The following is a 14,020-nucleotide window of genomic DNA, read 5'->3' as shown; positions in this document are numbered from 1 at the left end:
GCGCTCAGTTGATGAGCGTGGGCCGGGGCCTGTGGGTGACATTGCTGGGCAGCACGCCCAGGCGCCGCGCGACCTCGGTGTAGGCATCCGTCAGGCTGCCCAGGTCGCGGCGGAACACGTCCTTGTCCAGTTTCTGCCCGGTCTCCAGATCCCAGAGCCGGCAGCTGTCGGGGCTGATCTCGTCGGCCACGACGAGGCGCGGGTAATCGCCGTCCCAGATCCGGCCGATCTCGATCTTGAAGTCGACCAGCTTGATGCCGACGCCATGCATGACGCCCGACATGAAATCGTTGACCCGCAGACCCATCGCGACGATGTCGTCCAGATCCTGCTGGCTCGCCCAGCCGAAGGCGATCACGTATTCCTCGGGGACCAGCGGATCGCCCAGCTTGTCGTCCTTGTAGCAGAACTCGATGATCGGCCGCGGCAGCGAGGCGCCCTCTTCAAGGCCCAGCCGCTTGGCCATGGAGCCGGCGGCGAAGTTGCGCACGATCACCTCGAGCGGGATCATCTCGACCTGCCGGATCAGCTGCTCGCGCATGTTCAGGCGGCGGATGAAGTGCGTCGGCACGCCGATGGCGTTGAGGCCGGTCATGAAGAACTCGCTCAGGCGGTTGTTCAGCACGCCCTTGCCTTCGATCACGTCCTTCTTCTCGCCGTTGCCGGCGGTCGCGTCGTCCTTGAAATGCTGCACGAGCGTTCCCGGCTCAGGCCCTTCGTAAAGGATCTTGGCCTTGCCCTCGTACAGTTTCTTGCGCCGCGCCATGAAGCTCTCCGATGCCAGCGATGAGGTCCGGCGCCGGCGGCCGGGCCGCAAGCGCGTTGCGCGGCGTATACGCCCGCCGTGCGAGAAATGGAAGCACGCCTGCCGGGCCCGTGCCCGCCTGCGGCCCGGCCTTGATCGGATCGCCCTGCGCGACCATATCGTCGGGGCAAACAGCCATGCCACAGAAGGGCCCCTCATGTCCGATTTCGACGACCGCGAGAAAAGTTTCGAGGCCAAGTTCGCACATGATGCGGAAATGCAGTTCCGCGCCGAGGCGCGCCGCAACAAGCTGCTGGGCCTCTGGGCCGCCGGCGTCATGGGCCATGACGGAGAGGCCGCGGCCGAATACGCGCGCGAGGTCATCAAGTCCGACTTCCAGGAGGCCGGAGACGAGGATGTCTTCCGCAAGCTGAAGGCCGATCTCGACGGCCGCGCCAGCGAGGACGAGATCCGCACCAAGATGCGTGAAATGACGGCGCAGGCGAAGGCGCAGCTCAGCGACGAGGTCTGACCTGACGCCCCGCGGCCCGCATCCCGGGCCGCGCGGCGCAGCCCCTTAACCGGCCCTTCAGGCACCCTTGGCTATGACCGGCACAGACACAGGTGCCGCGGCAGTATCCCGGCTCCGTCTGCCGGAGAGGATGCCGATGCCCCCCCAGAACCCCCCGCTTCACCGGGGCCAGGGCCTGTCTGCGCGCCTGCGCCGGCAGGCTGGCCGCCTGTTGCCGATCCTTGCGCTGGCGCTGGGCCTCGTGCTGCTGGCCGGACGCCTGTCCGAAGCCGGGGTGACGAATGTCTTGTCCTCGGTCAGGGCCCTGCCCGCCGCCGCCTGGGCCGGCGCGGCCCTCTTCACGCTGCTCAGCCTTGCCGCCGTCGGCCGCTACGACGTGGCGCTGCACCGGGCGCTTGGCACCGGCATCGCGCCGGGCCGCGCACAGCGCTGCGGCATGGCCGCGGCGGCGGTGACGCAGGCCGTGGGGTTCGGCGCGCTGAGCGGGGCGCTGGTGCGCTGGCGCCTGCTGCCGGAGCTGGGGCTCTGGACGCTGACCCGCCTCTCGGCGATGGTCTCGCTGTCCTTCATCCTCGCGCTTGGGGCGCTGGTCACCGGCGCCGGCCTGCTGCGCAGCGGGCAGATCGGCCTCGCGCTGCTCTTCGCCGCGGCGCTGGGCGTTCTGATCTTCCGCCTCCGCCCGGCGCTGACGGGCGGCGCGCTGCCCGGTCTGGGGCCCCGGATCGGCGGGGCGATGCTGCTCTGGACCGCCGCCGACATGATCGCCGCCGGTCTCGTCCTCGCGGTGCTGCTGCCGGGTTTTGCCTCCGAGGCCCCGGCCCAGTTCCTCGCCGCCTACGCGCTGGCGCTGGGCGCGGGGCTGCTGTCGCAAAGTCCCGGCGGCCTCGGCGCCTTCGAGCTGACGCTGCTCGCGCTGCTGCCGCAGATCCCGGAGCCCGAGCTTCTGGGCGCGGTGCTGGCCTACCGCCTCGTTCACCACCTGCTGCCCGCGGCCCTTGTGCTGCCGCTGCTCCTGCGCGGCGGGCGGCCCGGCCCCGCCCCGGCGCTGAGGCCGCTCGAGGGCTCCGACCGGCTGCGCGCGCTTCAGGCCGCGCCCGAGGCCGGCTGGGGCCTCGCGCATCAGGGGGCCACGATCCTGCTCGACGGGCGCGGCGCGGGCTGGCTGGCCCGCCGCGCCGGCGGCACGCTCGCCGCGCTGGGCCGCGCCTCTGGGCGCCCGCGGCTGGAGGATCTGCGCGATCTTGCCGCCCGGCTCGGGCTGACGCCCGCGCTCTACCGCTGCCCCAAGGCGCAGGCGGCGCAGGCGCGGCGCGGCGGCTGGCGCGTGCTGCGCATCGCGCGCGAGGCGGTGCTCGATCCGGCCAGCTGGTCCCCCGACACACCCGCCTGCCGCCAGCTCAGGCGCAAGCTGCGGCAGGCCGAGGGCGCCGGTGTCCGCATCGAAGGTCCCACCCGCAGCCTGCCTATCGAAGAGATGACGGCGCTCGCGGCAGGATGGGCCGCCCGCCACGGCGGCGAGCGCGGCTTCTCCATCGGCCGGTTCGAGCCGCGCCTGCTGTACCGGCAAGAGGTCTTCCTGGCCCGGCGCGAGGGGCGCCTGATCGGCTTTGCCAGCTTCCATGCCTCGGCCAGCGGCTGGACCCTGGACCTCATGCGGCAGGCCCCCGGCGCGCCCGGCGGCACCATGGCGCTGCTGGTCGCCGCAGGCATCGCCGAGGCTGGCAGGACCGGCGCGCCTAGGCTGTCGCTCGACGCGGTGCCGAATCTGCCGCCGCTTCTCCAGCGCGCCCTCGCCCGCCTTCTGGGCCAGACCCGGGCAGAGGCGCTGGCCGCGCCCGGCCTTCTCCAGTTCAAGCGCGGCTTCGGCCCTGCCTGGCGGCCGCTCTACCTCGCCGCGCCGGGACGGCTGGCCCTGCTGCGGGCGGCGCTGGAGATTACCCTCGCCGTCCGCCGCCCGGCGCCGCTGCACCGGGAACCGCCGATCCTGCCGCCCTGCACCGGCCTCGCCGAGGGGGCCGCCGACCTAGACAGCCCGCCGGCACCCGTGCACAAGGCGCCAGAGCGCGGCGCAGCTTGGGCGCTACGCCCCGTTCCGATGCGCCAGGCGCGCAACCGACCGGAAGGGCCGACGCGATGACCGATCCGCTTACCCGAAGGCTGGCCGAGCAGGGCTGGCTGCTGGCCGACGGCGCCACGGGCACGACCCTGTTCAACATGGGCCTCGACTCGGGCGAGGCGCCGGAGCTGTGGAACGCGACCGAACCGGACCGCATCCGCGCGCTTTACCGCGGCGCGGTCGAGGCGGGCTCGGACCTGTTCCTGACGAACAGCTTCGGCGGCAATGCCTCGCGGCTGAAGCTGCACGAGGCCGCGCACCGGGTGCGCGAGCTCAACCGTCTTGCCGCCGCGCTGGGCCGGGAGGTCGCCGATGCCGCGGCGCGTCCGGTCATCGTGGCCGGCTGCGTCGGCCCGACGGGCGAGATCATGCAGCCAATGGGAACCCTGGGCCATGACAGCGCCGTCGCGATGTTCCACGAGCAGGCCGAGGGACTGAAGGAAGGCGGCGCCGATATCCTCTGGCTCGAGACAATCAGCGCGCCGGAAGAGTTCAAGGCCGCCGCCGAAGGCTTCATGCTGGCGGGGATGCCCTGGGTCGGCACCATGAGCTTCGACACCGCCGGGCGCACCATGATGGGCGTGACCTCGGCCGCGATGGTCAAGCTGGTGGGCAAGCTGCAGCATCCCCCCCTCGCCTTCGGCGCCAATTGCGGCACCGGGGCCTCGGACCTCTTGCGCACGGTGCTGGGCTTTACCGCCGCCGGCGCCGAGCTTCCGCTCGTCGCGAAGGGCAATGCCGGCATCCCGAAGTATCAGGGTGGCCATATCCACTACGACGGCACGCCCGAGCTGATGGCCGATTACGCGGTGATGGCCCGCAATGCCGGCGCGCGCCTGATCGGCGGCTGCTGCGGCACCACGCCCGAGCATCTGCGCGCCATGCGCGCCGCGCTGGAAGAGACTGCACCCGGCCCGCGCCCCACGCTCGAGGAGATCGCCGCCGCGCTGGGCGCCTTCTCCTCGGCCGGGGACGGCACCGACGGCTCGCCCTCGGTGCCGCTGCGCCGCGGCCGCCGCCGCGCGCGGGCCTGAAGCATGCCCGATCACGCCGCCCGCGAGACGGCGCTGTTCCGCCCCCACGCCCGGCAGGTTCTGGCGGACGACTGGGCGGTGCTGACCAAGCACAGCTTCGATCTACGCCGCCGGGACGGCAGCTGGCAACGTCTGACGCGCGAGACCTACGATCGCGGCAATGCCGCCTGCGCCCTGCTGCACGACCCCGCCCGCGACTGCGTCCTGCTGGTGCGCCAGTTCCGCCTGCCCGCCTTCGTGCAGGGCGAGGCGGGCCCGCTGATCGAGGTGCCCGCCGGGCGGCTCGAGGGGGCGGCAGCGGCGGACCGGATGCGCGCTGAGCTCGAGGAAGAGGCCGGCGTCACCGTCACGGCGATGACCCATCTCTTCGACCTCTACTCCAGCCCCGGCACGGTGACGGAGCTGCAAAGCTACTTCATCGGCACCTACGCCCCTGGCGATCTGACTGGCCCCGGCGGCGGGCTGCAGGACGAGGGCGAGGATATCGAGCGGCTGGAGCTGCCGCTGGACGAGGCGCTGGGCATGATCGAGACCGGCGCGATCCGCGACGCCAAGACGGTGCTCCTGCTGCAGCACCTCGCGCTACGCCTCGCCCGGTCAGCCGCCGGAACGCCCTAGAACAGCTCCAGCTGGTCGCCCCGGCGCGGCGGCACCCGAAAAAGATCGCTGCGGAGCGGCGGCAAGCTGCGCGTCAGCCCCAGCCGCCGGCAGGCCAGCGCGAAACGCTGCTGCATGAGCTCCGCCCATTGCCCCTGCCCGGTCATCCGCGTGCCCCAGTCGGGATCGTAGTCGCGCCCGCCATGCAGCTCGCGCACCCGATTCATCACCCGCTCGTGCCGGGCCGGAAAGGCCTCGGCCAGCCAGTCACGGAACAGCCCCGCGACCTCGCGCGGCAGGCGCAGCGGGATGAAGCTGGCGGCCTTGGCGCCAGCTCCGGCGGCCGCCTCGAGGATCGCCTCCATCTCGTGATCGGTCAGCGCCGGCACCATCGGCGCCGCCATGACCCGCACCGGGATCCCCGCCTCGCTGAGGGCGCGGATCGCGGCGATGCGCCGCGCCGGCGCCGGGGCCCGCGGCTCCATCGCGCGCGAGGTCTTGGGATCGAGCGTCGTGACCGAGATGCCGACCCGCGCCAACCCGCGCGCGGCCATGGGCGCGAGGATGTCGATGTCACGCTCGACCAGCGCGCCCTTGGTGACGATGGCCACCGGATGACCGAAGTCGGCCAGCACCTCGAGCAGCCCGCGCATCACCCGCCGCTCCTTCTCGATCGGCTGGTAGGGATCGGTATTGGTGCCGATCGCGATGACCTGCGGCACATAGCCCTTCTTGCGAAGCTCCTGCGCCAGAACCTCCGGCGCCTCGGGGCGGGCGATCAGCCGCGTCTCGAAATCGAGGCCGGGCGAGAGGCCGAGATAGGCGTGGCTGGGCCGCGCGAAGCAGTAGGTACAGCCGTGCTCGCAGCCGCGATAGGGGTTGATGGAGCGATCAAATCCGACATCGGGCGAGGTGTTGCGCGTGATGACATGGCGCGGCCGCTCCAGCGCGACCTCGGTACGCAGGGGCGGCAGATCCTCTTCCAGATCCCAGCCATCGTCCACGGCCTCGCGCTGGTGACGCTCGAACCGCCCGGCGGCGTTGCTGGCCGTGCCGCGGCCACGCCGACGCTCCGCCGGCAGGGTATCGGGATAATGCTTCTCGGCCGCCTGCATCGCGACTCTCCCCTCGCTTCGCCATTCGCGAGGGTAGAACATTAGCAGAACAGGCGCAAACGCCGTCTCAGGCTGCGGCGGCCGCCGCAGCCGCTGTTTCGCGGATCCGCTGCACCATGGCGCGAAGGCCGTTGGACCGTTGCGAGGAGAGGTGCGAATCGAGGCCGAGGCGCGCCAGCTGGACCGGGGCATCGGTGGCCACGACCGCCTCGGCCGGCTGCCCGTCGTAAAGCGCCTGCAGCACCGCGATCAGCCCGCGCACGATCTGGGCGTCGCTGTCGCCGGCGAAATGGTAGACGGCCTCAGGCCCCTCGCCATCAACGCGCGGCACCAGCCAGACCTGGCTGGCACAGCCCTGCACCTTGGTCGCCGGCACCTTCAGCGCATCCTCCAGCGGATCCATCGCGCGGCCCATCTCGATGACGTGGCGATATCGTTCTTCCCAGTCACCGAGGAACTCGAAATCCTCGACGACGGCCTCGAAGGCAGGGCTGGCCATGATGCTCTCCTGTCGCTGAACGCCGGCGATCTTAGGGCCCGGCGCCCGCCTTGGCCAGAGCGGCGGCTTTCCAAGACCGGGCCCGGCCGCTATGCGAGGGGGCATCGACCGAGAGTGAAGGACCCCTGATGCCGCGCGTCGCCCTGCCCCTGATCCTTGTCCTGACGCTGGGCGGCTGCGACCGCCTCTCCGCGCTGAACCCGCTGAACCTGCTGGACCGGGCGCCGCCCGCCCCCGTCGCAGGTGGCCCGCGCGAGCCCTTGGTGCCGCAGGCGGGGGCGCAGGCTGCCGATCCGCGCCAGCCCATCGCGCAGCTTACCGCCCTGAGGCTGGAGCCGAGCGCGACCGGCGCGATCCTGCATGCGACCGGGGTGGCCGCCAGCCAGGGCTGGTATGACGCGGAACTGAAGCCTGTTCTGACGCAGGGCGGCGCGCGGGTGTACCGCTTTGTCGCGGCTGCGCCGACCGCATCGACGCCGGTTGGATCGCCGGAGACCCGGCGTATCGAAACCGCGCTGACCCTGAACGGGCGCGAGCTGGCGGGCCTGCGCCAGATCACCGTCGAAGGGTTGAACCAGAGCCTTAGCATCACCCGCTAAGGACCTGTATTCCGTCTCTATTCGGCCAGATCAACCGTCACGACGGATGTGCCCTTCACGGCCAGGCCCACGGTGCCTTCGCAAAGCTTGAGCGCCTCGGTCCCGAAGACCTTGAGGCGCCATCCCGTCAGGGCCGCGACATCGCGGCCGCCGGCGGCGATGCTGTCGAGGTCGGCACTGCTAGCGATCAGCTTGGGCGCGACATTCTCCGCCTCGGCCCGCGCCTTGAGAAGGACGCGCAACAGGTCGGCCAGCGCCGGGTTCACCTGCGGCTGATCGCTGCGCGCCCGCGGCAGCTTGGGCATGGCCTCGGCCGGCAGTTCGGCGGCAGCCTTCAGCGCCGACAGGATGCCCTCGGCGATCTCGCCCCGCCGCGCCTCACGCAGCAGCAGACGCGAGCGGCCCAGTTCCGCCTCGGATGTCGGCCGGGTCGAGGCAAGCTCGACCAGGGCATCATCCTTGTAGATCCGGCTGCGCGGCACGTCGCGGCTCTGGGCATAGCTCTCGCGGAAGCGCGCAAGCTCGCGCACCGCGGCAAGGAACCGGGGGCTGGTGTTGCGGGTCTTGACCCGCAGCCAGGCCTCCTCGGGCTCCGTGTGGTAGGTCGCGGGATCGGAGAGGATCGCCATCTCCTCCTGCACCCAGGCCCCGCGTCCCGTGCTTTTCAGACGCTCCGACAGCACCTCGTAGACCTGCCGCAGATGCGTGACATCGGCCAGGGCATAGCGCTTCTGCGCATCGGTCAGCGGGCGGCGCGACCAGTCGGTGAAGCGCGAGGATTTGTCGACCTCGGCCTTGGCGATGCGGCGCACGAGGGTCTCGTAGCCCACCTGCTCGCCGTAGCCGCAGACCATCGCCGCGACCTGCGTGTCGAAAAGCGGCTGCGGGATCACGCCGGCGGCAGTCTGGAAGATCTCCAGATCCTGCCGCGCGGCATGGAAGACCTTGACGACGCCCGGATCGCGGAACAGCGCATAGAGCGGCTCGAGGTCCAGATCGCCCTCGATCGGATCGACGAGCACGGCCTCGTCGTCGCTGGTTCCCGGCATCGCCAGTTGCACCAGGCACAGCTTGGAGTAAAAGGTCCGCTCGCGCAGGAACTCCGTATCGACCGTGACATAGGGCTGGCGTGCCGCCTCGGCACAGAAGGCCGCCAGCGCGTCGGTTGTGGTAATGGTCTTCATTTCGGTCCGTTTCTGGCGAGTTGGCCCGTTTTAGGCGATGAACCGCGGGATGGAAAGCACCCGCACCATGGCTGCGCCCGTACGCCCGCGGCATGAATGGGCCGCCCCTCTGCGGCCGCTGCACGGGGCGAAGTCCGGGCCGGATGATTATTAGCGCTCGGAGGCGCAGCGTCGGCGCTGCCCCATGACCGGCCACCCTCGGTTCGATCATGGCCCGCTCCAGGACACCGGGAACGGAAACGAGGTCCATGAAGCCTCCACCTTAAGCGCGGGAATAGACCCATTTTAAAAAGGCTTGGTGAACGAAGGTCATGTTCTGCCGAAACTAGGACTTCGGCGCGGGCGCGCCCGCGAGAACGTCGTGCAATCGATCGATCGGGCCCGGCGGCTCCTGTCTCTGGACAGCACCCGCCGCCGCACCTAACCCTTGCGCCATGACCCAGGCTGCCACAGACCCCCGCCGCGCCCGCCGCGCCCGCCGCAACGTCGCCGTCCTCGTCGCCGCGCAGGCGATCCTGGGGGCGCAGATGCCGATGATCTTCATCATCGGCGGCCTCGCGGGGGGCATGCTCTCGCCGAACCCCTGCCTCGCGACGCTGCCGATCTCGGTCATCGTCTTCGGCTCCATGACGACGGCGCCCTGGCTCTCGCCGCTGATGCAGGCGCGCGGCCGCCGCTTCGGCTTCACGCTCGGGGCGCTGGCGGGCGCGGCCGGGGCGCTGGTTGCGGCGGCGGGGCTCTGGTCGGGCTCCTTCGTGGTGCTTCTGCTGGGCTCCTACCTGACCGGCATCTACATGTCGGCGCAGGGCTTCTACCGCTTCGCCGCCGCCGACGCGGCCTCGGACGCGTTCCGCCCCCGCGCGATTTCCTATGTCATGGCCGGTGGGCTGATCGCCGCGATCCTCGGCCCGCAGCTGAACAAGCTGGTGCAGGATGCCGCCGTCGTGCCCTTCCTCGGCACCTATATCGGCGTCGCGGTCCTGAACCTCGTCGGCGTCCTGCTGTTTTTCGGCCTCGACCTGCCGGACGGGCGCAAGGGCGGCATCCCCGAGGCGGGCGGCCGCAGCCGTGGCCAGCTGCTGCGCGATCCGACCATCGCCGTCGCCATCCTCTGCGCCATGGTCAGCTACGCGCTGATGAACCTCGTGATGACCTCGGCGCCCTTGGCGGTGGTCGGCTGCGGCTTCACGACGGGCAATGCCTCGGACGTGGTCTCGGCGCATGTGCTGGCGATGTACCTGCCCTCCTTCTTCACCGGCAGCCTGATCGCCCGCTTCGGCGCGCAGCGCATCGTCGCCAGCGGCCTCGTCCTCCTGGCGGCGGCGGGCGTGATCGGCCTCTCGGGCGTCGCGCTCAGCCAGTTCTTCGGCACGCTGATCCTGCTGGGCCTTGGCTGGAACTTCGGCTTCATCGGGGCGACGGCCATGCTCACCGCCGCCCATGCCCCGAGCGAGCGCGGGACGGTGCAGGGGATGAATGATTTCCTGGTCTTCGGGCTGGTGACGCTGGGCAGCCTCGCCTCGGGCGGACTGATGAACTGCGCCGGCGGGACGGCGCAGGAGGGCTGGGTCAACGTCAACCTCGCCATGCTGCCGCTGCTGACGCTGGCCGGCGCCTCGCTCCTCTGGCTGCGCTACCGCGCCAAGCCCGCTACCAGCGCCCGGTAAGCCCCAGCCAGGCCAGGCGCCCGCGGCGCCGCACCTCGGGCTCGGCAAGGCGGCCCTCCTCGGCGGCAGCGGGATCGGCCTCGGCCCGCGCCAGGATGCCCGGCGCGCGCCAGCCGGCCCGCAGTGCCGGCACCGCCGCTCCCATGCGCGCCGCCCGCGCCTCGCGCAGCGCCGAAAGCCCGCGCCGGGCCAGTCCCTCCGGCCCCAGCGCGGCAGGCAGCGGATCGCGCCCCGCCGCGCGCAGCTGCGGCAAGGCCTCGAGCCAGGCCGCAGAAGCAAAGCCCAGGCCCGCCGCCCGCACTGCCGGCTCCAGCGCAGACTTTGCCCCCAGCGCCCGCGCGGACAGCCAGGTCAGCGTGCCGATCCCCGCCTGCAGATGCGCCTCGAGCGCCGCCATGTCGGCAAACCCCTCGCCAGAGACATCCCAGCGCCGGGCGTCGATGATCGGCGCGAAATCCTCGGCCCCGAGGCCCGCCTCCTCCATGACCTCGGCAAGGGGCTGCACCACCTCGTGGCGCCGGATCTTGCCGGTCTCCGCCTCGGCCAGCGCATCGCGCCACCATTGCAGGCGCATCTCGGCGATCAGCGGCTCCTGCGTGACCCAGGGCGCCCGCGCGATCTCGAGGTTGAAGGCGTAAAGCGGCAAGAGCCGCCGCCGCGCGGCCACGGGCGCGGCCATGGCGGCGGCGAAACGATCGGGATCGCCCTTGGCCACGGCCTCGGCGCAGGCATCAAGCGACATCGCGCGCCGCCCCCTTCATGTTTCGAAAAATACTCCGGGGGGACTCCGCGCCCCGCGCGGAGGGGGGGCAGCGCCCCCCTGCGACGGCAGGCCCTATGTGGCCCCTCATCGCGCCGTGACCCCGTCGCGCACCAGCTTCCAGAGCATCGCCTCGCGCAGCGCCTCGAAGCTCGCATCGACGATATTGGGCGAGACGCCGACCGTCGACCACAGCCGCCCCTGCCCGTCCTCGCTGTCGATGATGACGCGGGTCACGGCCTGGGTGCCGCCGCCGGTGATGCGGACCTTGAAGTCCACCAGCCGCCAGTCCTCCATCGCCGCCTGGTAAGGCCCCATGTCCTTGGTCAGCGCGCGCGCCAGCGCGTTGACCGGCCCCTGGTCGGCTCCCTCGGGCGAAAGGCTTTCCGACACGCTCAGCATCCGCTCGCCGCCGACCTCGAGCACGACCACCGCCTCCGACAGCGTCAGCGGCTCGCCCCTCGGCCCGCGCCGCCGCTCGATCGAGACGCGGTAGCGCTGCACGTCGAAGTAATGCGGCAGAAGGCCCAGCTCCTCGCGCGCCAGAAGCTCGAAGCTGGCCTGCGCGGTGTCGTAGGCATAGCCCTCCGTCTCGCGCGCCTTGATGCCGTCCAGGATGCGCGCCAGCGCCGGATCGCCGGCCTCCACCTCAAGGCCCATGCCAGCCAGCCGCGCCCGCAGGTTCGACTGCCCGGCCTGGTTCGACATCGGCACGATGCGCGCATTGCCGACGAGGCCCGGCTCCACGTGCTCGTAAGTCTGCGGCGCCTTGGCGATGGCGCTGGCATGCAGCCCCGCCTTGTGGGCAAAGGCGCTGGCGCCGACGTAGGGCGCCTGCTTGGCCGGCACGCGGTTCAGGATGTCATCGAGCAGGCGCGAGGCGCGGCGCAGCCCGGTCAGCGCCTCGGCGGTTACGCCCGTCTCCAGCGTTCCGGCAAAGGGCTCCTTCAGCAGCAGCGTCGGAATCAGCGTCGTCAGGCTGGCATTGCCGCAGCGCTCGCCCAGCCCGTTGAGCGTGCCCTGCACCTGCCGCACCCCGGCCCGCACCGCCGCGAGGCTGCCCGCCACGGCCTGCCCGGTGTCGTCGTGGCAATGGATGCCGAGGCGCGCGCCGGGGATGCCGCTGGCGATGACCGCGCCCACGATCTCGGCGATTTCCTCGGGCATGGTGCCGCCGTTGGTATCGCACAGCACGATCCAGCGGGCGCCGGCCTCGTAGGCCGCCGTCACGCAGGCCAGCGCATATGCGGCATCGTCCTTCCAGCCGTCGAAGAAATGCTCGGCGTCGAACAGCGCCTCACGCCCCTCGGCGACCAGATGCGCCACGCTGGCGCGGATGTTCTCGAGGTTCTCCTCGAGCGTGATCCCCAGCGCGTGGGTCACGTGGTAGTCATGCGTCTTGCCGACGAGGCAGACCGCCGGCGTCCGCGCGTTCAGAACGCCAGCCAGCACCTCGTCGTTCGCCGCAGAACGCCCCGCCCGCTTGGTCATGCCGAAGGCGGTCAGAGTCGCCCGCGTCTCGGGCGCATCCTCGAAAAACGCGCTGTCGGTTGGATTGGCGCCGGGCCAGCCGCCCTCGATGTAATCGATGCCCAGATCGTCGAGGACCCCGGCGATGCGCTGCTTTTCCAGCGTCGAGAACTGGACGCCCTGCGTCTGCTGCCCGTCGCGCAGCGTGGTGTCGTAAAGATACAGCCGCTCGGTCATGACGGATCCTTCAGCTTGGCGGGATCGAACCCCGGCCCGGGCTGCCAGCTTGCGCTGCCGCCGACATCGCTCACCTGCACGCCCGCCGCCGTCAGCCGGTCGCGGATCGCATCGGCGGCGGCAAAATCCCTGGCCGCCCGCGCGGCAGAGCGGTCGGCCAGCAGTTTCGTCACCGCCGCATCGACCCAATCCTCCTGTGCGGCGGGCCGGGCCGTCTCTTCCAGCCGGTCCCAATCCGGCACCAGCCCCAGCATCTCCAGCGCATGGGCCATGGGCGCCAGCGCCTTGGGGGTGCGGGCCTGAGCCAGCACATGCAGCCGCGCCAGCGCGCCGGGGGTGTTGAGATCGTTCGACAAGGTCCCGAGGAAGGCCTCGTCCGGCTGCCACAGCCCCTCGGCGCGCAGGGTCCGGATCATCGCGGCGTTATAGCCGTGCTGCGCCAGATGGCCGTACCAGCGGCGCAGCGTCGCCTCGGCCTCGCCCCGCCGCTCCTCGGTCCAGTCCATCGGCTTGCGATAATGCGTACCCAGCATCACCAGGCGGATCACTTCGCCCGGCACGCCCTGATCCAGCAGGTCGCGCACGGTGAAGAAGTTGCCCAGCGACTTGGACATCTTCCTGCCCTCGACCTGCAGCATCTCGTTGTGCATCCAGACCTTGGCGAAATCCCCCGTGGGATGGGCGCAGAGGCTCTGGGCGCATTCGTTCTCGTGGTGCGGGAACATCAGGTCGATCCCGCCGCCATGGATGTCGAAGCTTTCGCCCAGCAGCTCCACCGCCATGGCCGAACATTCGATGTGCCAGCCGGGGCGCCCGCGCGCCAGCGCCTCGCCGCGGATCGTCGGTCCGTCCCAGCCCGGCTCGTCCTCGGTGCTGGGCTTCCACAGCACGAAATCCATCGGGTCGCGCTTGTAGGGCGCGGGATCGACCCGCGCGCCGGCGATCATGTCGTCGAGGCTGCGGCCCGAGAGGCTGCCGTAGCCCTCGTAGCTCGAGACGGAGAACAGCACGTGCCCCTCGGCGGCATAGGCATGGCCCGCCAGCTCCAGCCGCTCGATCATCGCGCGCATCTGGCCGATCCACTCGGTCGCGCGCGGCTCGTGATCGGGGCGCAGGGCGCCCAGGGCGTCCATGTCCTCGTGGAACCAGCCCGTCGTCTCTTCGGTGATGTCGCGGATCGTGCGCCCGGCCTCTGCGGCGCGGGCGTTGATCTTGTCGTCGACGTCGGTGAGGTTGCGCGCATAGGTCACGGCCGTCTCGCCGTGGACGTGACGCAGCAGCCGGTAGAGCACGTCGAAGACCAGCACCGGCCGGGCATTGCCCAGATGCGCGCGGTCGTAGACCGTGGGGCCGCAGACATACATCCGCACGTTGTCGGGATCGATCGGAGTGAACTCCTCCTTCGACCGGGTGCGGGTGTTGTAAAGCCTGATCGTCATGCGTCGCCTCGCGCGGGTTGCCCGCG

The 14,020-nt window shown here is 71.2% G+C and carries 13 protein-coding genes; 6 read left to right on the top strand and 7 right to left on the bottom strand.

Going from position 1 to position 14,020, the window contains the following annotated elements; translation table 11 throughout:
- Window positions 1–4: 4 nt before the first annotated feature.
- A complete protein-coding gene (gene purC / locus DFP88_RS03650; RefSeq protein ID WP_110813059.1) occupies window positions 5–766 on the bottom strand; it encodes a phosphoribosylaminoimidazolesuccinocarboxamide synthase in 762 nt (253 codons plus the stop codon).
- 196 nt (window positions 767–962) lie between these two features.
- Here purC and DFP88_RS03645 point away from each other — a divergent pair, with 196 nt between their 5' ends.
- The 4 genes from DFP88_RS03645 to DFP88_RS03630 all read left to right on the top strand — a co-directional run bounded on the left by DFP88_RS03645 (window position 963) and on the right by DFP88_RS03630 (window position 5,045).
- Window positions 963–1,277, top strand: a complete 315-nt coding sequence (locus tag DFP88_RS03645; RefSeq protein ID WP_110813058.1) for a DUF1476 domain-containing protein — start codon at window positions 963–965, stop codon at window positions 1,275–1,277.
- 211 nt (window positions 1,278–1,488) lie between these two features.
- A complete protein-coding gene (locus tag DFP88_RS03640) occupies window positions 1,489–3,414 on the top strand; it encodes a DUF2156 domain-containing protein (RefSeq protein ID WP_181418548.1) in 1,926 nt (641 codons plus the stop codon).
- Window positions 3,411–4,427: a betaine--homocysteine S-methyltransferase gene (gene bmt, locus DFP88_RS03635; protein WP_110813056.1), complete on the top strand. Its 1,017-nt coding sequence runs from the start codon at window positions 3,411–3,413 to the stop codon at window positions 4,425–4,427. Before DFP88_RS03640 ends, bmt begins: the two co-directional genes overlap by 4 nt.
- A 3-nt stretch (window positions 4,428–4,430) precedes the next feature.
- Entirely contained in the window at window positions 4,431–5,045 is a 615-nt protein-coding gene (locus tag DFP88_RS03630; RefSeq protein WP_110813055.1) for an NUDIX domain-containing protein, read from the top strand.
- Here the strand turns inward: DFP88_RS03630 and DFP88_RS03625 are convergent.
- On the bottom strand, window positions 5,042–6,139 hold the full coding sequence (locus DFP88_RS03625; protein WP_110813054.1) for a PA0069 family radical SAM protein: 1,098 nt from the start codon (window positions 6,137–6,139) through the stop codon (window positions 5,042–5,044). The genes DFP88_RS03630 and DFP88_RS03625 overlap by 4 nt on opposite strands.
- Before the next feature lie 67 nt (window positions 6,140–6,206).
- Window positions 6,207–6,638 carry a SufE family protein gene (locus DFP88_RS03620; protein WP_110813053.1) on the bottom strand — a complete coding sequence of 144 codons (432 nt, stop codon included), beginning with the start codon at window positions 6,636–6,638 and terminating at the stop codon, window positions 6,207–6,209.
- 128 nt (window positions 6,639–6,766) lie between these two features.
- On the opposite strand from DFP88_RS03620, the gene DFP88_RS03615 reads away from it, so the two are divergent.
- The gene (locus DFP88_RS03615; protein WP_110813052.1) at window positions 6,767–7,237 is read left to right on the top strand and encodes a hypothetical protein; all 471 of its coding nucleotides are present in this window, start codon (window positions 6,767–6,769) and stop codon (window positions 7,235–7,237) included.
- Window positions 7,238–7,254: 17 nt separating this feature from the next.
- Here the strand turns inward: DFP88_RS03615 and rnd are convergent, their stop codons facing one another.
- Window positions 7,255–8,421 (bottom strand): ribonuclease D, encoded by a 1,167-nt coding sequence (gene rnd, locus DFP88_RS03610; protein WP_110813051.1) that lies wholly within the window; start codon window positions 8,419–8,421, stop codon window positions 7,255–7,257.
- A gap of 434 nt (window positions 8,422–8,855) precedes the next feature.
- Between rnd and DFP88_RS03605 the strand changes: the two genes are divergently transcribed.
- A complete protein-coding gene (locus DFP88_RS03605; protein ID WP_110813050.1) occupies window positions 8,856–10,088 on the top strand; it encodes an MFS transporter in 1,233 nt (410 codons plus the stop codon).
- Here DFP88_RS03605 and DFP88_RS03600 read toward each other — a convergent pair.
- The 3 genes from DFP88_RS03600 to cysS all read right to left on the bottom strand — a co-directional run bounded on the left by DFP88_RS03600 (window position 10,072) and on the right by cysS (window position 13,994).
- Entirely contained in the window at window positions 10,072–10,830 is a 759-nt protein-coding gene (locus tag DFP88_RS03600) for a squalene/phytoene synthase family protein (protein ID WP_110813049.1), read from the bottom strand. The genes DFP88_RS03605 and DFP88_RS03600 overlap by 17 nt on opposite strands.
- A 105-nt stretch (window positions 10,831–10,935) precedes the next feature.
- Window positions 10,936–12,555: a citramalate synthase gene (gene cimA, locus DFP88_RS03595; RefSeq protein WP_110813048.1), complete on the bottom strand. Its 1,620-nt coding sequence runs from the start codon at window positions 12,553–12,555 to the stop codon at window positions 10,936–10,938.
- Window positions 12,552–13,994, bottom strand: coding sequence for a cysteine--tRNA ligase (cysS, locus tag DFP88_RS03590; protein WP_110813047.1), 1,443 nt, complete (start codon window positions 13,992–13,994; stop codon window positions 12,552–12,554). Before cysS ends, cimA begins: the two co-directional genes overlap by 4 nt.
- Window positions 13,995–14,020: the final 26 nt, after the last annotated feature.

The sequence above is a fragment of the Pseudoroseicyclus aestuarii genome, from assembly GCF_003217255.1.
Taxonomy (GTDB): domain Bacteria; phylum Pseudomonadota; class Alphaproteobacteria; order Rhodobacterales; family Rhodobacteraceae; genus Pseudoroseicyclus; species Pseudoroseicyclus aestuarii.
The sequence above is the reverse complement of the archived record's forward strand: the minus strand, read 5'-3'. Positions and strand labels throughout refer to the sequence as shown.